The sequence below is a fragment of the Enterococcus sp. DIV0901a genome (assembly GCF_051711525.1).
GTDB lineage: Bacteria > Bacillota > Bacilli > Lactobacillales > Enterococcaceae > Enterococcus_B > Enterococcus_B faecium.
In genome coordinates, this window is sequence record NZ_JBIOMW010000001.1 from 1,681,382 (window position 1) to 1,699,760 (window position 18,379).

18 protein-coding genes are annotated in these 18,379 nt (G+C 37.8%); 7 read left to right on the forward strand and 11 right to left on the reverse strand.

Going from position 1 to position 18,379, the window contains the following annotated elements:
• Positions 1 to 271: 271 nt before the first annotated feature.
• Positions 272 to 2,938 (reverse strand): cation-translocating P-type ATPase, encoded by a 2,667-nt coding sequence (locus IGL70_RS08030; protein ID WP_002294372.1) that lies wholly within the window; start codon positions 2,936 to 2,938, stop codon positions 272 to 274.
• A gap of 340 nt (positions 2,939 to 3,278) precedes the next feature.
• Here IGL70_RS08030 and cls point away from each other — a divergent pair, with 340 nt between their 5' ends.
• Entirely contained in the window at positions 3,279 to 4,730 is a 1,452-nt protein-coding gene (gene cls, locus IGL70_RS08035; protein WP_002294371.1) for a cardiolipin synthase, read from the forward strand.
• A 325-nt stretch (positions 4,731 to 5,055) separates the two neighbouring features.
• Here cls and thiD read toward each other — a convergent pair whose 3' ends face one another.
• The gene (gene thiD / locus IGL70_RS08040; RefSeq protein WP_002294369.1) at positions 5,056 to 5,871 is read right to left on the reverse strand and encodes a bifunctional hydroxymethylpyrimidine kinase/phosphomethylpyrimidine kinase; all 816 of its coding nucleotides are present in this window, start codon (positions 5,869 to 5,871) and stop codon (positions 5,056 to 5,058) included.
• A gap of 293 nt (positions 5,872 to 6,164) precedes the next feature.
• Between thiD and IGL70_RS08045 the strand changes: the two genes are divergently transcribed.
• Both IGL70_RS08045 and IGL70_RS08050 read left to right on the forward strand, forming a co-directional pair.
• On the forward strand, positions 6,165 to 6,440 hold the full coding sequence (locus IGL70_RS08045; RefSeq protein ID WP_002289474.1) for a hypothetical protein: 276 nt from the start codon (positions 6,165 to 6,167) through the stop codon (positions 6,438 to 6,440).
• A gap of 426 nt (positions 6,441 to 6,866) precedes the next feature.
• Complete coding sequence (locus tag IGL70_RS08050) at positions 6,867 to 7,322, forward strand: Spx/MgsR family RNA polymerase-binding regulatory protein (RefSeq protein WP_002289471.1); 456 nt, start codon at positions 6,867 to 6,869, stop codon at positions 7,320 to 7,322.
• A 78-nt stretch (positions 7,323 to 7,400) separates the two neighbouring features.
• On the opposite strand, the gene IGL70_RS08055 is transcribed toward IGL70_RS08050, so the two are convergent.
• From IGL70_RS08055 to IGL70_RS08070, 4 genes are all read right to left on the reverse strand, one after another.
• On the reverse strand, positions 7,401 to 8,150 hold the full coding sequence (locus tag IGL70_RS08055; RefSeq protein WP_104873792.1) for a permease prefix domain 1-containing protein: 750 nt from the start codon (positions 8,148 to 8,150) through the stop codon (positions 7,401 to 7,403).
• Positions 8,151 to 8,477, reverse strand: a complete 327-nt coding sequence (locus IGL70_RS08060) for a PadR family transcriptional regulator (RefSeq protein WP_002289468.1) — start codon at positions 8,475 to 8,477, stop codon at positions 8,151 to 8,153.
• A gap of 147 nt (positions 8,478 to 8,624) precedes the next feature.
• Positions 8,625 to 9,065 carry a universal stress protein gene (locus IGL70_RS08065; protein WP_002289467.1) on the reverse strand — a complete coding sequence of 147 codons (441 nt, stop codon included), beginning with the start codon at positions 9,063 to 9,065 and terminating at the stop codon, positions 8,625 to 8,627.
• 80 nt (positions 9,066 to 9,145) lie between these two features.
• Positions 9,146 to 10,543 carry a glycoside hydrolase family 1 protein gene (locus IGL70_RS08070; RefSeq protein WP_002323562.1) on the reverse strand — a complete coding sequence of 466 codons (1,398 nt, stop codon included), beginning with the start codon at positions 10,541 to 10,543 and terminating at the stop codon, positions 9,146 to 9,148.
• A gap of 152 nt (positions 10,544 to 10,695) precedes the next feature.
• Here IGL70_RS08070 and celB point away from each other — a divergent pair, with 152 nt between their 5' ends.
• From celB to IGL70_RS08090, 4 genes are all read left to right on the forward strand, one after another.
• The gene (celB, locus tag IGL70_RS08075; RefSeq protein WP_002294365.1) at positions 10,696 to 11,967 is read left to right on the forward strand and encodes a PTS cellobiose transporter subunit IIC; all 1,272 of its coding nucleotides are present in this window, start codon (positions 10,696 to 10,698) and stop codon (positions 11,965 to 11,967) included.
• A 126-nt stretch (positions 11,968 to 12,093) separates the two neighbouring features.
• Positions 12,094 to 12,813 (forward strand): GntR family transcriptional regulator, encoded by a 720-nt coding sequence (locus tag IGL70_RS08080; protein ID WP_002294363.1) that lies wholly within the window; start codon positions 12,094 to 12,096, stop codon positions 12,811 to 12,813.
• Positions 12,814 to 13,195: 382 nt separating this feature from the next.
• The gene (locus IGL70_RS08085; RefSeq protein ID WP_002288275.1) at positions 13,196 to 14,170 is read left to right on the forward strand and encodes a ring-cleaving dioxygenase; all 975 of its coding nucleotides are present in this window, start codon (positions 13,196 to 13,198) and stop codon (positions 14,168 to 14,170) included.
• A 55-nt stretch (positions 14,171 to 14,225) separates the two neighbouring features.
• A complete protein-coding gene (locus tag IGL70_RS08090; RefSeq protein WP_002297939.1) occupies positions 14,226 to 14,831 on the forward strand; it encodes an alpha/beta hydrolase in 606 nt (201 codons plus the stop codon).
• Between the two features lie 93 nt (positions 14,832 to 14,924).
• Here IGL70_RS08090 and IGL70_RS08095 read toward each other — a convergent pair whose 3' ends face one another.
• From IGL70_RS08095 to IGL70_RS08115, 5 genes are all read right to left on the reverse strand, one after another.
• Positions 14,925 to 15,677 (reverse strand): class II aldolase/adducin family protein, encoded by a 753-nt coding sequence (locus IGL70_RS08095; protein ID WP_002288278.1) that lies wholly within the window; start codon positions 15,675 to 15,677, stop codon positions 14,925 to 14,927.
• Positions 15,678 to 15,690: 13 nt separating this feature from the next.
• On the reverse strand, positions 15,691 to 15,951 hold the full coding sequence (locus tag IGL70_RS08100; protein WP_002291816.1) for a hypothetical protein: 261 nt from the start codon (positions 15,949 to 15,951) through the stop codon (positions 15,691 to 15,693).
• 21 nt (positions 15,952 to 15,972) lie between these two features.
• Entirely contained in the window at positions 15,973 to 17,334 is a 1,362-nt protein-coding gene (locus IGL70_RS08105) for a PTS galactitol transporter subunit IIC (protein WP_002294360.1), read from the reverse strand.
• A gap of 72 nt (positions 17,335 to 17,406) precedes the next feature.
• Positions 17,407 to 17,706 (reverse strand): PTS sugar transporter subunit IIB, encoded by a 300-nt coding sequence (locus IGL70_RS08110; RefSeq protein WP_002288285.1) that lies wholly within the window; start codon positions 17,704 to 17,706, stop codon positions 17,407 to 17,409.
• 12 nt (positions 17,707 to 17,718) lie between these two features.
• Positions 17,719 to 18,177 (reverse strand): PTS sugar transporter subunit IIA, encoded by a 459-nt coding sequence (locus tag IGL70_RS08115; RefSeq protein WP_002294359.1) that lies wholly within the window; start codon positions 18,175 to 18,177, stop codon positions 17,719 to 17,721.
• Positions 18,178 to 18,379: the final 202 nt, after the last annotated feature.

Genomic DNA, 18,379 nt, shown 5'->3' on the forward strand with positions numbered 1-18,379 from the left:
AAATGATTGGCTTTCCGTCTATCATAAATAAAAAAAGGGACTGTGACCAAAGTCGTGTCAAAGTCCCTCTTTCCGAATAAACAGTGTCCAATCAGATGACCCTCAGTATTAGCTCAAAATGCTGATTTTACAACTTCTTCCTTAAACGGTGTTCTCCTGCCAACTCTTCGGTCACAAGTCACAATATTCAACAAACATGAGAAGCTGTTTGTTGAAATTGCACCTTGTGACTCAGAATTAAACGGCAGGCTCACAACCTCGTTGATTCGTTTTATTTATTTCCTTGTACTCGTACAATGATCAATTTAGTGATTTCCATCAAAACAATTGTCACAAGTGCGATTCCCATACATGTAAAGACTTCTGTCAATCCAAATGCTGATGGGATAGAGAAGACTTCTTTCAGTCCTGGGATCATTGTTAAGCAGTAAAGCGCGCTACATACAACTACAGCTAGTAAGACACTTCTGTTAGAGAAGAACCCTGCTTGGATAGCTGTTTGTGTGTTTGAACGTGCTGGGAATGTTTGCAATGTCCGACACCAAATCAATGTTGAAAATGACATGGCTACACCGAATTCAGGTGAATGCTGCATGCCAAGCCATTGAGCAAAGATAACAGCAATCCCAATCAGCACACCACGATACGTTACAGAAATCAATGTTTTGTCCGTAAAGATTCCTGAATTTGGATCTCTTGGCGGGCGGTTCATCGTAGCAGGTTCAGCTTTTTCTGTACCTAATGCAATTGCTGGCAGTGAATCATTGACTAAATTGATGAACAACAGTTGTAATGCTGTAAATGGATTGGACCAGTCAGCAACTAAGGCAAAGATGATCGCAATGATCGCACCTAAATTTCCTGCAAATAGATAAGAAATAGCTTTCTTGATATTATCAAACACATTACGTCCTACTTCTACTGCGCTGACAATAGAAGCAAAGTTATCATCCGTCAATACCATCGCTGCTGCATCTTTTGCCACATCTGTACCCGTTCCCATAGCAATTCCGATGTCTGCTTGTTTCAATGCTGGTGCGTCATTTACACCATCACCTGTCATAGCTGAGATATGACCTTTATTTTGCCAAGCACGAACGATACGAATTTTATTCTCAGGTGAAACACGTGCATAAACAGTGACTTTTTCTAAAACTTCGTTTAGTTGATCTTCTGTCAATTCATCTAGTTCCGTCCCGGTCAAAGCCAGGTTTCCTTCTTCAAAAATCCCGATTTGTTTTGCGATAGCAACAGCTGTTGTTTTGTGGTCACCAGTAATCATGATTGTTTTGATTCCTGCACTTCTTGCTTCTGTTACCGCCTGAGTCACTTCAGCACGTGGAGGATCGATCATAGCAAGCAAACCAACAAGGATCAAATCGTCTTCATCTTCAAATGATAAATCAAAATTATCAAGTGGACGGTAAGCAAAAGCTAGTACACGTAATGCGCGTGTTGAAAAAGCTTCATTTTGCTCTTGGAATTTTTTCATCAATTCATCCGTCATCGGAACGACTTCACCATTTAGCAATACTTTTTTACTGCGTTGGAAGACGATATCTGGTCCGCCTTTAACAAACAAGTAATTTTTGTTATCAATTGTGTGTCCAGTAGACATTAATTTTCGATCTGAGTCAAAAGGAAGTTCTGCTTGTCTTGGGTAGTTGTTTCGGATTTCCTGATAAGGCTGGTTTAATTTTTCACTAAAGTCGATAAACGCTACTTCCGTAGGGTCGCCCAATTTAGTACCGTCTTCACTGATCGATGCATCATTCGCTAAAACACTGATTTCGATCAAGCGACGTTCGTCAGCTGTCCATTTTGAAGGGTCATTTGTGAAATCCCCAGTATCGCCATTACCTAAAAAGTAGTCAACAACTGTCATTTTGTTTTGTGTCAATGTACCAGTCTTATCTGTACAGATGATACTTGTCGAACCAAGTGTTTCAACTGCTGGAAGTTTTCGGATAATGGCATGACGTTTTGCCATTTTATTCGTTCCCAAAGATAACACGATTGTTACGATAGACTGTAATGCTTCTGGAATAGCAGCTACGGCTACGGCTACGGCAAACATCACTGCGCTGACGATATCTGCAGTCATATCTCCTGTACCTTCTCCAAGATAAATACGAAACAGTTGGATACCTAAAATCAATAAAGACAATGCTAAAATAGCCAAACTTAGTTTTTTACTGAATTTATCCAGACCTCGTTGTAACGGAGTGACTTGCTCAGTTGTTGATTCCAAAAGGCCAGCAACTTGTCCGATCTCCGTATTATTCCCAGTTGAAGTCACTAAGAATTTACCGCGTCCGTAAGTTACGATCGTTCCACTGAATACCATATTTGTACGATCTCCGATTGGTACCGTACTTGTGATATCCGTTACTTCTTTTTCTGCAGAAGTCGACTCTCCTGTCAGCATACCTTCATCTACTTTTAATGATCCCGCATCTAGTAAACGTCCATCAGCAGGTACATAATCGCCTGCGTCTAACAACACGATATCTCCTACCACAAGTTCGTTTGCCGGAATCGTTTTTTCCTTACCATCACGAATCACTCGAGCATCGGGCGCTGAAAGGTTTTTCAACGCTTCTAAAGAACCTTCTGCTTTTTTTGTTTGGACAACACTGATTATAGAATTCAACATCAATACTGCAAAAATAACTAAGAATTCGATGTAGTCACCCATGACCATCTGAATCAGTGCGACAATCAGCAATACGATAACCATTGCATCTTTGAAAGTTTCTAAGAACAATTTCCAAGTTGGCTTCTTCGGCTTTTCTTTTAGCTGGTTCAAGCCATCTCTTTCTAATTTTTCCTTCGCTTGCGTGGTGCTCAATCCATCGGTTGAGCTCTGCGTTTGCTGCATCAACGAGTCGATCGTTTCTTTATAGACCGCTTGTTGTGCTTGTTCCTTGTTTTCCAAATTTCATCCCCCATTTTTTGATCTTGGCCCTAGTCCTGTCTGAAAAAAAAGAGACCTAAGACAAATACGCATTTGTCTTAGGTCTCACCATTTCATACAATACCAGAAAACCATTTGGTTAACTTACTGTTGATATTATCGCAACAAACGTTGCCGGTTACTCCCCTAAGGAGATATTCAACTGTACTAATATCCTACCTTATTAACCTACAAAAAGCAACTACTTTAGCCCGATTTACCTACATTTTCATGAAAGGAGTGAAAAGTATATTCACCTTGGTAGGCTTCTTTCTTCTATCATGCTATACTAATGTTATTGTATGTAAGGAGGAACATTTTTGTGGTATCTAGTATTATAACCGCCCTTTATCTATTAAATGCACTTATTGCTTTGGTGGCTATTTTGATCAAACCCCGAGATGTAGCAGCCATTTGGGCATGGCTCTTAGTATTGTTTGCCCTTCCTGGGGTGGGTTTTGTATTATATTTATTTTTCGGACGTGGATTAACGGATAAGAAAAAATTCTATCTCCGACAAAGTGACTTGAAAGAATTAGAAAACTTTCAGTCTTTTAGAGGAGATACCATTGAACATTACGATCCTGACATGGGCGATAAAGACAAACAGCAATTTGTCGACTTCTTCTCTTCATTAAATCGTATGCCGCTGACAAGAATGAATTCTGTCACTCTTCTCACAGACGGACAAGAGAAATTGGATTCACTGCTTCAAGATCTAAAAAAAGCCAAACATTCGATCCATATCGAATATTACGCATTTGTGACAGATAATATCGGCCAGCAAGTCTTACATGTTTTAGAAGAAAAAGCCGCAGAAGGCGTGGAAGTTCGAATATTATATGATGCATTTGGCTCTCATGGCACAAAAGCAAAAGATTTCAATCGTCTAATCAAAAATGGTGGACATGTCCATACATTTGTTACCTCACAAAAGGCATTACTTCGTTTCCGATTGAATTACCATGATCACCGAAAAATCGTTGTGATCGATGGAAAGATTAGTTATACCGGTGGTTTCAATATTGCCAATCAATATGTAAATACAACAAAAAAATTCGGCTATTGGCGCGATACGCATATACGGATTTTCGGTGCCGCTTCTTCTTTGCTCCAGCTTCGCTTCTTAACAGACTGGAACGTCTCGGTACCTGAAGAAAAAAAGGTCGGCTATCATTTGAATTATTTCTTTAAAAAAGCAGATCGAGATGAATCTAAGCTTGCTGATACATCCATCCAGCTTGTTTCAAGCGGACCGAATAACGAAAGGGAACAAATCAAGCTTTCATTTATCAAATTGATTACTTCTGCTAAAAAACGTGTTTGGATACAGACACCTTACCTTGTTCCTGATGAAAGTGTCATTGCTGCTTTAAAAATCGCAACTGCCTCTGGTGTAGATGTGAAAATCATGATTCCCAACAAACCGGATCATCCTTTTATTTATCGAGCAACACAATATTATGCTCGGCAGCTGATCAAGGAAAATGTACAAATCCTTGTCTATGAGAACGGCTTCCTCCATGCAAAAACATTGATAATGGATGATGAAATCTGCATGGTAGGTTCAGCAAATCAAGATATTCGTAGCTACCGATTGAATTTTGAAACAAGTGCTGTCATTTACGATCCTGAGTTTTTAGAAGAACTTGCTACTCAGTTCAAAGAAGATGAGACACATTGTTCATCCATGACAACTGAAACAGTCAAAGAAATGTCTAACTGGCTATTATTCAAGCAACAAATTTCTCGATTATTTTCTCCAATCCTATAATTTTTTTATTCAAGTAGAGAAAAATATACTAAGATTAAAGGGACTGTGACAAAAATCTTGTCACAGTCCCTTCTTCCGAACAAACGGTGTTCTCCTGCCAACTCCTCGGTCACAAGTCACAATATTCAACAAACATGAGAAGCTGTTTTTACTTGGCTGTTCTTATTACTTGATGCAGGGCAACTTTTTCACAACCTCTTCACTAAACGGTGTTCAATCAGCTGACCTTCGGTATTAGAGAAACAAACGGCAAAACATGAGAACTATTTTTCCGTTTGTTTCTCTAATACTCAGAACAGGACGCTGATCTCACAACTTCTTTCTTTTACTCTAATTCACCAGCTGCCCAATGATTGATGGGTCCATATTTGTGCCCTACATTTATTTCTTCACGAATTGCACGGTTTACATAGTCTTTTGCCAATCGGATCGCTTGTTCAACTGTTTTTCCTTTCGCTAACTCAGCTGCAATACATGCAGATAGCGAATCGCCAGTTCCGTTGATCCGGTCGGTAGGATAAAATGGTGCATTTAACCAAAATGATTTTCCTGATTCGAGCAATACGTAGTCATTGACTGTTTCTTGCTGCGCATCTTTAGCATGATGTCCTTTGATCATAACGTTTTTTGCACCCATATCTTGCAGTTCTTTTGCTGCTTGCACAAAATCTTCTTCAGCTGCTAATGTCCGTCCAGTCAGCTTTTCTGCTTCATAAAAATTAGGTGTCAGTACTTCGGCCAAAGGGACAAGCTTTTCTTTCAAGCTTTGCAAAGCAGATTCTTCTAGTAAAAGATTTCCATGTTTCGTTACGATTACGGGATCCACGACTAATGGTCCAAAATCATATTTTTGGTAATTTTTTACAACTGTCTCAATCAACTTTGAATCTGCTAGCATACCTGTTTTAGCTGCACGTATTTGAAAGTCCTTCGCAATCAGTTCAAATTCTTTGTCGATAAAATCTGTTGGCAATGTCACACTTGCTCCGATTCCGTAAGAATTACCTGCAACACATGCGGTCATGACAGAAACACCGTAAACATTTCTTGTAAAGAATGTATGCATATCTGCTTGCATCCCTGCGCTTCCATCGCTATCTGATCCTGCGATCGTCATTGCTTGTACATACTGATCTTCCATCAAATCGATTCCTCCATTTTTATAAAAAGATTTTTCATAATGCTGTTACTGTTTCTATCATATGTTTTTCAAAGTATCCCTCAGTAAATATACCACTACCTTTTCTTGGTAATCAAATTTATTTGAAAAAACATTTGCAATAAATCAGAAAATAGTGGTCGTTTATTTGTATTCGCTATTCTAATAATAAATAACCACTATTTGATTTATATATATTTCAGTATCCTTCTTGTTTTCATATAACCAAAGGCGCTATGATTTCCATATGAAAAAAATAAAGTCAGGTGAAAAAAATGAAACTTGAGGATAAAAAAGTCATTTTGAAGAAAATCAAACGACTACCAGACCAAATAGATGGCTATACGATCTGTTCTTTCAAAAAAGACAGGAGTATAAAAGCTTATACGCAAAACACAGAAAAAGGAATAATCTATTTCCTACATGAAGAAGGTTACGATACCCAAACCTTTATGTTTACTGAAAAAAAAGAATTTCATAAACAGATGAAAAAACTGATTGAAAAAGAATTTCCAAGAAGTCATAAACTCTATGTGAATCAGCAATTTTAACTTCTAACTGTTCTTTATTAATTAAAAATGTTCTGTAATAAAATAAAACTTTATAACAACTATAACAAAACCGAATACAAAACAGAAGTTCTATAAGTTATAATCATAGTTGTTAGGTGATTCATCTAGTAAAAACACCAGATTTCAAATTTCACACAATTTAAACTAGATCAATCATCAACCTTCTTCAAATTGTTAGAACCCTTTCCCGAGGAGCTGCAGCATAAGCAAAAAAACAAACAGGAAGCCAAATGGCTAAGACATTTTTTCTATTAGTCTAGTTGTTTCTCGTCGCAAGTTTAAGACTTTAGAAAGTTATTTCTAATGATGTTTGGGTTGTTTTGATCAATGCTTATGCACAGCTCCTTACCTATTATTTATCTCAACAGATCTAACAAATTAATGGACTATTTAAGGAGTTTTTTTATGCTTACGATCTATTCTTCTCGCACACATAGTTACCATCTGATGGCAAACTGGCTGAAAGACCATCAAATGCCTTACAGAGAACGAATTTTCACACCTAAACAGCCTTTAACAAGGAAAGAGATATTTTATTTATTGTCATTAACAGAAAACGGATTTGACGATCTATTAGCTAAACGCTCGATTGATTATAAAAATTTGAAAGATCAAATCGACCAATGTACGACCTCAGAGCTTGTCGATCTGATCGTCTCGCATTTTACTTTGTTACAACGTCCCATCATTACTGACGGAAAGAAATTATTAGTCGGATTCAATGAAGATAGCATGCGTCTTTTTATCCCTGTACAATGGCGCAGAAGTCAACTGAAATCTGTCTATAACGATTTTACATGGGTAAGCAATCTAGAAAATTCTACGGATTTAGATGATGAATTTTTAAATTATTATATATAAAAAAGACTGTGACAAAAGCGTGTCACGTCTTTTTTTCTACGCCGGATAAATAGAATATTTTTACAAATCTGAATACATTCACCAGTAATAAGCATTTTGAGTGAATTGACGATAAGAATGACGGACCAGACTGCCATAAATGATCAAGAAGACTCCCGTTCCTACCGTAACAAAAAATATAGAGGCACCGATACTACCATCCATATACCACATTAAAGAAGCCAAAAGTGGGAAAAGTGAAAAAATACATAATCCGATTCCTGCAATCAGTGAGAAGCCAAAACTTCGCTGATACTCTTCTTCTTTTTCTTTTGCTTCTGCTAATACTTTTTCAGGTATTTTCCGATGGTGCAAAAAGTGATTTAAACGTGTGATTTTCATACCAGAAGCAATAAAAAAACCGACAGCTAATGCTATACTGAAAATCAGACAAGAAATACCCATGAACACATATCCTGATGAACAAAAGAAAAGAAAACTTGCAAAAGATAAGCTAATGAATAGAACACCTGATGCCACTTGGAGACTTGCCGCTCTGTATTCTTTCCAGTAGTTTTCTGCTTCGCTTAAATAAATAGAAGCTGTGTTTGTTTCCGTCTCGTCAGCTTGATGTTTTTTTTCGACATCTAGTTCTTCTAATAATTCATCGATTGAACCAAATGTCGAAATTACTGTACCGATGGCCTCCTGTTCATTTTTTCCTTCTCCCATCAATTCATGATAATGGTCTTCCATATTTGCCAACAAATCAGTTTTCAGCTTATCTATCTCGGTACTTTGAGGTACTCCGATAAAAAGACTGTCTAAATAATTACGGATTGTATCCATTTAATTTCCCTCCAAAAATTGATCGACTACGTCTTTCGTCGTCAGCCACTCTTGCTTTTTTTCTTCTAAAAGATTACGCCCTATTTCAGTGATTTTATAATATGTCCGCTTTTTTCCATGAGTCACTTCTCCAGGATACGAAACAATCAGTTGATTCTTTTCTAAACGGGCAAAAACGGAGTAAAGTGTTGTCTCTTTGATCACATAGGAATCATTTGTCCTCTCACGAATCGTTTTAGAAATTTCATATCCATAAGAATCGTTTTTGTTAAGGATCGATAAAATAATCGCATCATTGTATCCGCGTATTCCATCACTTGAAATCATTTTCTTTCCTCCATATTACTCCATCTGTCGTTGTAATTAGAATAGCATGATTACTTCATCAGGTAAAGTAATTTTTTACAAAAAAATAAAAGGAACAGAAAGCAAAAGAAGCGTTATGCTTTTTTGCTTTCTGTTTCCTTAATTTATTTATTTTACAACCATGACGTTACATGATGCGTGGTTGACTACATAGGAAGTAGTGGAACCTACTAGTGCACGTTCTACCGCATTCAGACCTGTCGCCCCCATGACAATCAGATCGATTGGTTCTTTCGATTCATGGAAATTAGCAATCAGTGTCTTTGGATAACCGTAAAGAACATATGTCTCGATATCTGTCAGGCCTTTTTCAATTGCCAAGTTTCGATGTTCTTTCATCTGGTTTTCCGCAACCTCATCCAATTCTTCCTGAAGGCTTGTTGTAACAAATGCAAAATCACCAAAGTAATTTCCTGTTACTTCATTGACATACAGGATGTGCAACGTTGCCTGATTTCGTTTGGCAATCGTGATTGCCTCAAGAAATGCTTTTTCTGCCTTTTCAGAACCATCAATTGCTACTAAAATATTACGATAAGTATCTACCATTGTAAACGCCTCCTTCACTGTTAGTGTAGCACGATTACAGTGTTAGAACAAACATTTTGTGAACGTTTTATCAAAAAATATCAGGCATCAAATCCGTTTTTTTCAGAGACCGTTTTAAACCAGCGACCTGATTTTTTGATCGTCCGTTTACCGTCTTGTGCCAAATCAACAGCGATAAAGCCATAGCGATTCTTATAAGCATTTGTCCAAGACCAGTTGTCCATACATGTCCACATGTGGTAACCCACACAATTGGTTCCTTCTTGGATTGCTTGATGGACGTATTTCAAATGATCCGTAACGAACTCAATCCGGTAATCATCTTCAATAGTTCCTTCGCTGTTAACAAATCGTTCTTCTCCTTCGACCCCCATCCCATTTTCAGAAATATAGCATTTGATATTACCATAGTTTTCTCTTGTATTCGTTAAAATATCATAGATTCCTTTTTCGTAAATTTCCCATCCACGATATGGATTCATTTTTTTATTGGGCATGTCGTAATTATCAAAATAATCATCTGGCATGGGGCTATGTTCGTGATTGATTGGAGTTTCTTTTGCTTTGATTCGACGAGGCTGATAGTAATTGATTCCTAGCAGGTCAATCGTGTTTTCACGGATGAGTTCTAGGTCTCCTTCATGGATCTCTGGCATTATAGCCAATTCTTTGACAATTTCGATCAACTCTTGTGGAAACTCTCCTTTCACTGCAGGGTCAAGGAATGATCGGTTGAAGAATGCGTCAGCGATCTTCGCCGCTTTTACATCTTCTGGGTTCGTTTCATCTCTCGGATAGCTTGGTGTCAGATTCAAGATGATTCCGATCTCACCATCATGTCCGCCTTCATGGTAGGCTTTGATTGCCTTTGCGCTTGCTAGATTCTCATGATAGCCTACTTGGACCGCTTCTTTCATATTGATATGATTTGGATAGTGGAATTGATACAAGTAGCCTCCTTCTACAGGTACGATTGGTTCATTATGAGTAAACCATTTTTTGACCAGATCTCCAAACAGTTCAAAGCACGCTGCTGCATAAGAAACATAAGCGTCGACCGTTTCTCTTGATAACCACCCGCCTTTTTCTTGCAGTGGTAGTGGCATATCGAAATGGTAAAGGTTCACAAAAGGTTCAATACCATTATCCAGCAATTCAGTAAAATAATCTCGATAAAAAGAAACAGCTTTTTGATTGATTTCACCTGTCCCTTCTGGAATCAAACGACTCCATTGGATAGATGTACGAAATGTGTTATGGCCAGTTTCTTTCATTAACTGAACATCTTCTTTGTATTTTGTGTAAACTTGCGAAGTTTTTTCAGGTCCTACTTGATCGAAGAATTTTTCAGGCTCTAATTCATACCAATGATCCCAAATATTTTCTCCTTTACCATCATCACTTACTCTTCCTTCTGTTTGCGGTCCGCTAGCAGCAGAACCCCACCAAAAATTTTCTGGGAATGTGTAGGTTTTCATTTTTTTACTTCCTCTCTTTTTTCTTGATACCGTAATCATAACGAACCCTAAAAAATAAATCAATACTTTTTATGAAAATGACTAGACATTTAAAATTTTTGGCGTTATACTTTGTATGTAATCGATTGCAAATAAATTTGAGGTGAATAAAAATGAACGGTTTTATGGACAAGCTTTCTGAGAAAATCATGCCCTTAGCTAATTTATTAGGGCAAAATCGTTACCTTACAGTGCTGAGGGATGCTTTCATGCTTTCCTTCCCTTTAACGATGTTCGGTTCGATCGTTGTCGTTATCAATAACTTGCCTTTTTTCAGTGACGCAACAAAGGGAACTTTATCGAACTTATTCGGTAATGGGCAAAATGCAACAATGAGCATCATGTCGGTTTTTGTTACTTTTGGTATCGGCTATTATTTATCAAAATCTTATGACGTTGAAGGTATTTTCGGTGGTGCCGTGTCTTTTGCCAGCTTCTTGATTCTTACGCCTTTTGCAATGAAAACCGCTGGCGGTGAAGATGTGACTGGTGTGCTTTCACTTGATCGTCTTGGCGCAAAAGGAATGTTCATTGGAATGATCGCTGCTTTCTTGGCTGGAGAAATCTACTGCAGAATCACGAAACGCGGCTGGCAGATCAAAATGCCTGATGGAGTTCCGCCTGCAGTAACAAAATCATTTGCCGCTTTGATCCCTGCTGTAGTGACACTAACTATTTTCTTAGTAATCAATGCTGTGATGACTGGTATTTTCAATGCTAACTTACATGACGTCGTTTATGAAGTGATCCAAAAACCATTAACTGGTTTGGGAAGTAGTTTACCTGCAACATTGATTGCTTTGTTCTTTGTCCAATTCTTATGGTTCTTCGGACTTCACGGACAAATCATCGTCAACTCTGTAATGGACCCGATTTGGAATACACTGATGCTTGATAACTTAGAAGCTTATCAACATGGAAAAGAATTACCACACATCATCACAAAACCATTCATGGAAACCTTCACTGTTGGTATTGGTGGCTCTGGAATGACTTTAGCTGTCGTTTTATTGATGGCCTTTGTTCTTAAAAAGAAACAGTATCGTGATGTTGGACGATTAGCTTTAGCACCTGGTATTTTCAATGTAAATGAACCAGCGATCTTCGGTCTACCGATCGTATTGAATGCAACAATCCTTATTCCTTGGGTTGTGGCACCTCTAATCGTAACGACGTTCAATTATTTGGTAATGGCTGCTGGACTTGTCCCTGCACCAACTGGCGTCTCTGTTCCATGGACTGTGCCAATCATTGCAAGCGGTGTCTTAGCAACAAATTCATGGCTTGGTGGTATGCTGCAAGTCATCGACTTTGTCATCGTTGCCTTTATCTGGTACCCATTCCTGAAAGTACTAGATAAACAACCAGATTTAGATATTGCTTAATAGATCATTAAGGGGTTGTGACAAAAACTTGTCATGACCTCTTTTTTCGAATAAACAATGTTCCAGATGCTACTTCGAGTTGTCGGAAGCATAATCTTTCGTTATACTCTAGAAGAGGTGAATAACGTGCCAAAATACGAAGAAATCGCAAATATTTTAAGAGAACGTATCCGTTCAAAAGAGTATCCTCCCGATAGTTTTTTGCCTAATCAAGTCGACTTGGTAAAAGAATTTGGTGCGAGCCGGATGACAATCAAAAAAGCCATCAATATCTTAGCAATGGAAGGACTTGTCTATTCGCAGCGAGGATCAGGAACGAAAATCTTGAATCATCCATTTATGCAAAAAGACACATCGCCCGCTAACGAGTATGAAGGTTTGAGTCTCCAAATGAAACGCAGACATCGTTCTTTGAAGAGTCAAATCATTCATTTTGATGTTGAATTCCCTAATCAATATATCCAAGAACGATTGATGATCGATGCCGAGCAACCTGTCTACAATATTCACCGGTTAAGGATCTTAGATGGCGAGCCATATGTTTTAGAGCATACCTTTATGCCAGTCCATCTTGTGCCGGGTTTAAAAAAAGAACATTTGTTAGCCTCTATCTATGATCATCTTCATCAAGAATTGAATGTCCATTTTGCAGGGGCTTATCGTGCTATTTCTGCAGATAAAAGTGATGAATATGATCAGCAATATTTGAACTGTGCAGAAAACGATCCTGTACTGGAAGTTCAGCAAGTCGTCTATCTCAAAGATGGACAGCCGATTGAATATTCTTCCAGCCGAAACCGATTTGATGTTCGGAACTATTCTGTGCTGGATGTGCGTTCAACTTAAATGAAGAGGTTGTGAAAAAGCCGTTTACCAAGAGATCGTGACAGTGGAAAGCAGTTTCAAGTAACAAGAAGAGATCGTGAAATCAACATTCTATTCTATCCTATCCTAAGCATTAGCTCAAAAATGAAAAAATAACTCAGCATAAAAAGACTTATGACCACCCGTAATGATTCTAAAGTTAGCTTTTTAAAGCTAGTTTTTTTGAAATCGATACAGCTAGTCGTAAGTCTTTTTATTTTATTGATCCGTCCCTCCTCTTTTCCATTCTTGATTCCTTCCTGATACTTTAGAAGACAAATTAATTGCAAAATAGAGATGCACCCTCTATACTATGTCTAAATCAACTACTTACTTTTTGTAAGTTAACAGGAGGAAATTTATCATGGATACACAAATCAGAGGAATTCACCACGTCACAGCAATGACATCTAGCGCTACAAAAATCTACCGCTTTTTTACAGATATTTTAGGAATGCGCTTAATCAAAAAAACAGTTAACCAAGATGACATCGAAACTTACCATCTTTACTTTACAGACGATACTGGTGCGCCAGGAACAGATATGACTTTCTTTGATTTTCCAAATCAGCCAAAAGGAAAAAAAGGAACAGATACGATCTCTCGTGCTTCTTTCCGTGTGCCAAGTGACGCAGCATTAGACTTTTGGTTGGAACGTTTTGAAAAATATGACGTTACTCATTCAGCAATCAATGAACGTTTCGGCAAAAAATATATCGAATTTGAAGATTTCGATAATCAGTATTATCAATTGATCTCTGACGAAAACAATCAAGGTGTAGCAGCTGGCATTCCTTGGAAAAACAGCAATGTACCGACAGAGTTTGCGATCACAGGACTTGGACCTGTCTTTGTCCGTGTCAGTCAATTAGAGCATATCCGCTTGATTCTTGAAAAAATCTTAGGATTCAAAGAAACAGACCATTCAGGAGATTTCTACTTATTTGAAATCGGTGAAGGCGGAAATGGTGCAAGCATCATTATTGAACATCGGACAGACTTGCCAAAAGCAATCGAAGGATTTGGAAATATCCATCACTTAGCATTGCGTGTAGCAGACAAAGAAGCATTGGAATACTGGATTCAAGTAATCAATAAGATTGAATTGCCAAATTCTGGTTTCGTCGATCGTTTCTATTTCCAATCTGAGTACTTCCTAGCCGCTCATCACGTACTGTTTGAATTAGCAACTGATGGTCCTGGATTCCTTGAAGATGAACCAGCAGAATCAGCAGGAGAAAAACTATCTCTTCCTCCATTCTTAGAAGAACGTCGTGAAGCCATTGAAGCCTATGTCCGTCCTTTCGATACAAGTGATGCAAATAAAAAACGTGAATAATCTCTTCATGCTACTTCATTTTTTGCATCTATAGAAACAGAAAAGAGGGAACAAAATGACCTACATTTTTGAAAAAGGAACAAGTGGCAAGCATTTGATCTTACTTCATGGCACAGGTGGCGATGAACATTCTTTACTGGATATCGCTCACTTTCTTGCACCAAACAGTACATTGCTTTCTTTTCGTGGCACGGTCCAAGAAGATGGGATGAATCGTTTTTTCAAGCGTAATGGATTGAATCAATTCGACCTGGACAGTTTGGAAAAAGAAACAGATAAACTCCATGAAAAAATCAAAGAAATCAGCGAAAAAGAACTGATACCGTTAAGTGATTGGCTGCTTGTCGGCTATTCAAATGGCGCAAACATCGCTGCTCATTTATTATTGGAGCGTGAGACCGAGCTAAATAAAGGGTTGTTTTTCCATCCGATGTCTTTAGGTGTTCATCAAAGCCGTTCCACATTAGAGGATAAAACCGTCTGGCTTTCTTATGGTGATAACGATCCAATCGTTTCCCCTGCTTCCTTTAAAGAATTGGCCGATCAATTCGAAACACGCCAAGCAAATGTGACTATTCAGCTAACTGTAACAGGTCATCAGTTGACGATGGACGAAATCGAGCAAGCGAGGGAATGGACAGACCACCTCTTAACTAAATAAAAGAAAAGAACTACGACTTACATAATACAACCTGAAGCAGATATCGATCTGGATCAGATTTTGTGAAAGTCGTAGTTTTTTGTGTCAGATAGGTTAGTCTCCACCAGCTGCAATAACAGATTTATTATAAATAGCCGTTTTATGTTTCAACTCTTCCAATCCCCCGATTTTCTCACCTTTTGAATAAAAACCGTCAGTAATCCCTAATGCTTGAAAAATCGTCTGCTTGTAGGCAATTTCTGCATTCCATTCAACTGTATCAAGGATTTGCAGTGCTTTATGGATAGCTTCGATTCCTGATTCTCCACCTGTGTTGATCAATACGCCATGAGAGTTGAGCAGCAACATATGCGGTAATTCAAGATGCTGTTTTTTTACATAGTCGCTTGTCAATTCAGCAAGTTCTTCAGAGCAATTAGGCTCAAAGTCCATGACAGGAATCTCTTTTACTTTAGCTGTGGCTTCTGTCAAATTAGGCATAGGCAACCCAGTAGTCGCCCAGAACATTGCATTAGGCGCATGAGCATGGAGGACAGCTTTGATAGCTGGATTAGTCTCGTACATCGCTTCATGCATATTGATCTCCCGAGTTAAATGACCGACTCCGTCAACGATTCTACGCGTTCTTGGTTCTACTACTAGAACCTGTGCAGGAGAAATCTCTCCTAGATAGGCTTCTGACATCATGGTCGGCGTCATGATGATGTAGTCTTTCCCTTGATCATCAGTGGTTTTAAAGGAAAAATTCCCTCCTGCGACATTTGTGTTTTTCCTTTCGAAAATCACTCTTACGATACGTGCCATGTCCTGTCGTTCTCTCTCAAATAACATACGTCCATCTGACATAATGACCCCTCCATTATCTTTTTATAAAACTTTTTTCTCTCAATATTTCTTTGGTAGCTTCTTTTATTTTTATTGATTCTTCTATTTTCCGTTTTCTTTTTTCATCGTACTCTCTGAATAAAACGTGATTTCCATATTTATAGATCACTAGTGCGAAAAAAATGACCAATAGATTGATGATGATATTCTGAGTAAAGAGTCCATATAGAAATAGCAGAAGTGTACCACAAAGAGCGACTGTCCATTTTATTTTATCTGTCTCTTCTCTTTTCATTACTTTCCCACCATTTCAATGCTATTTTTGTAGTTCAGCATAACGTTCACTCGGTACTTTCGCTTTTATCATATATTTATAAAGTAGAACAAACAGTCCTAGAAAAATCACGCATCCTACAATAGCGAGAATATTCCTATTAAATGCCTCCGCAAATAAAACCCTGAACTCCGGCCCTTCTATGGATGACCATGTGATCAACTGTCCTTTCTTGATTCCCTCGACTGCTCCGCTTTTTTCTGCTAAATCACTGAGTATTGGCGCAAGGTAAGTGGCCCCGTACAAATAAATAGGCATCGTGAGGATTCCCAAGATCAGCATACGAGCCAAGTTTCCTCCTGTTAAAAGTAATCCGCCGACCGCAATCGAATAGTTGATAATCCCTGCTAATGGTAATACTTGGTTTCCTGGCAAAATAATGGCATAACCAATAAACACAGGAACAAGTAAAATAGCAGTAACCCAAATTTCTGAACGACCAGCTAATATCGGCCAGTCCAATCCGATATATACTTCACGATCCTTAAACCGCTTTTTCATAAATTCTGACATAGCGTCTGCTAGAGGAGACAAAGATTGCATGAACATTTTAGAGATCATAGGAAACAAACTTAATGCTGTAGCTGTTTGGATCGCTAGATTAAGAGAACCTGAAACGCCATACGCAGCAGCAAAGCCAAGCCCCAATCCAATAATGAATCCCATTACAGAGTTTTCAGAGAAGATCCCAATTTTCTTCTTCAATGCATTCGTATCCGCTCGTTTATTTAAAGCAGGAATTTTATCCATGATCATATTGAAAGGCAGCAATAAGACAGCGGCAGATGTCATAAAATGAGTCACTGTTACTAATGGAATCCCTGTGAGATCTTGTATATGTTTTTGAAACATATCACCAAGCTTTAATTCCAATATAACTTGGACCATTGCAGTAAGAAAGCCTGCAGCCAAACTACCGGAAACATAATAAACTAAATAAGCAGTTAAAGCTTTCCCCCAAACATTCCACATATCAACATTCAACGTCTTCGTCCAATTAAAAAGTAACAGTACAAAATTGACCCCAATCGTTACTGCAAAAAATATAAAAGCATAACTCCACGACCATGTGATGCTTGCTGCACCTGTCCAACCAAGATCAAGTGCAGGCAAACTGATTCCCGTATTTTTAGCCAATGCTTCTGATGCTGGACTTACTGCGTTAGACATATAGCCAATGACCATAGACATTCCGCTAAAAGCAATCCCTAAAGTCAAAGCAGACATGAATGCTTTTTTTAATTTCATCCCTGCCAACAATCCAAGTATCAAAATAATCAGGGGAACAAAAATGGCTGATCCTAAGTTCAAAACATAATTGATAATGGTTTGGAAAACTTCCATAAATAAACCTTCTTTCTTTCGAAATATAGTAGATAAAACTATGAACCAACTTTTTTATCCAACAATCCTCCTTTACTGTACTAACTCTTTGATACTGTCATAAATAGGTTCTACACCCATTCCAGTTAAAAATGGAATTCCTGGAAATACTTCAATACCCAAATCTTTTGCTTGTTCAAGTACTTCCTCATCAGGTTGTGCGACATACACATAGATTCCAGCAGTTAGAAGCTCATTTTGAATCGATTTGTAATCAACTGCTTCTACAGGAAATGCGATGCCGTCATCTTCTAACATACTTTGGATCTTACTAGCGATTGTCTGACTCGTTGCTACTCCACTTCCACATGCGACAATTAACCGATTTTTCATTTTTTCTTCCTCCTAAATATAATTTGTAATAAGTTCGTATATGTTTTGCGGTGTTTCTTGTTTCTTATAGTTTTCCACGAATGTTTCATCCATGAATAAATTCATAAACGCTTGAAGTAATCCTACTTGTTCTTTTGGTTCTTTGATTCCTAAAAAAAATAGATTTTCTACAGTCATTTCCTGACTATCCCCCATTTGATAAAAATAAATTGGGTTCTTCAGCTGCATAACAAAAACAAATGGCTTTTCGACATATTCACATTCCGAATGTGGCAGCGCGATATTTAAATACTTAGTAATCAATCCAGTAGGAAATTCTCTTTCTCTTGCAATCAGTCCATTCAAATAATTCTCATTGACGTACCCCATTTTTTCTAATCGTTGTGCAGCGATTAAAAAAGCTTCTTCTTTATTTTTTACTTCTACCGCTAATTGAATCAAACTAGGAACGAACATCTCTTTATATTTCATTCCAACCTCCTCCTTTTTGATTAAGTTTGTTAATTTATTGTTCTACTAAGTTCATCTTTGTTTTACAAGAACATTATATTTCTGTTAGCTTGTTTTGTCAACGCTTTCAAAAGAAATTTATTTTGTTAAATTTGATCTACTTGAAAATAAAATCGTTTATCTATATAATTAAGAAGAACAAAGTCGAACAAAAATTGACTTT

What these genes read in the sequence shown, in the direction of transcription:
- IGL70_RS08045 (WP_002289474.1), top strand. Translation starts at nt 6,165, where the DNA reads ATGAAACTTGAGGATAAAAAAGTCATTTTGAAGAAAATCAAACGACTA.
- IGL70_RS08070 (WP_002323562.1), bottom strand. Translation starts at nt 10,543, where the DNA reads ATGAAAACCTACACATTCCCAGAAAATTTTTGGTGGGGTTCTGCTGCT.
- IGL70_RS08085 (WP_002288275.1), top strand. Translation starts at nt 13,196, where the DNA reads ATGGATACACAAATCAGAGGAATTCACCACGTCACAGCAATGACATCT.
- IGL70_RS08100 (WP_002291816.1), bottom strand. Translation starts at nt 15,951, where the DNA reads ATGAAAAGAGAAGAGACAGATAAAATAAAATGGACAGTCGCTCTTTGT.
- IGL70_RS08095 (WP_002288278.1), bottom strand. Translation starts at nt 15,677, where the DNA reads ATGTCAGATGGACGTATGTTATTTGAGAGAGAACGACAGGACATGGCA.
- IGL70_RS08060 (WP_002289468.1), bottom strand. Translation starts at nt 8,477, where the DNA reads ATGATTTCAAGTGATGGAATACGCGGATACAATGATGCGATTATTTTA.
- IGL70_RS08065 (WP_002289467.1), bottom strand. Translation starts at nt 9,065, where the DNA reads ATGGTAGATACTTATCGTAATATTTTAGTAGCAATTGATGGTTCTGAA.
- celB (WP_002294365.1), top strand. Translation starts at nt 10,696, where the DNA reads ATGAACGGTTTTATGGACAAGCTTTCTGAGAAAATCATGCCCTTAGCT.
- IGL70_RS08090 (WP_002297939.1), top strand. Translation starts at nt 14,226, where the DNA reads ATGACCTACATTTTTGAAAAAGGAACAAGTGGCAAGCATTTGATCTTA.
- IGL70_RS08050 (WP_002289471.1), top strand. Translation starts at nt 6,867, where the DNA reads ATGCTTACGATCTATTCTTCTCGCACACATAGTTACCATCTGATGGCA.
- IGL70_RS08055 (WP_104873792.1), bottom strand. Translation starts at nt 8,150, where the DNA reads ATGGATACAATCCGTAATTATTTAGACAGTCTTTTTATCGGAGTACCT.
- IGL70_RS08115 (WP_002294359.1), bottom strand. Translation starts at nt 18,177, where the DNA reads ATGAAATATAAAGAGATGTTCGTTCCTAGTTTGATTCAATTAGCGGTA.
- IGL70_RS08105 (WP_002294360.1), bottom strand. Translation starts at nt 17,334, where the DNA reads ATGGAAGTTTTCCAAACCATTATCAATTATGTTTTGAACTTAGGATCA.
- thiD (WP_002294369.1), bottom strand. Translation starts at nt 5,871, where the DNA reads ATGGAAGATCAGTATGTACAAGCAATGACGATCGCAGGATCAGATAGC.
- IGL70_RS08110 (WP_002288285.1), bottom strand. Translation starts at nt 17,706, where the DNA reads ATGAAAAATCGGTTAATTGTCGCATGTGGAAGTGGAGTAGCAACGAGT.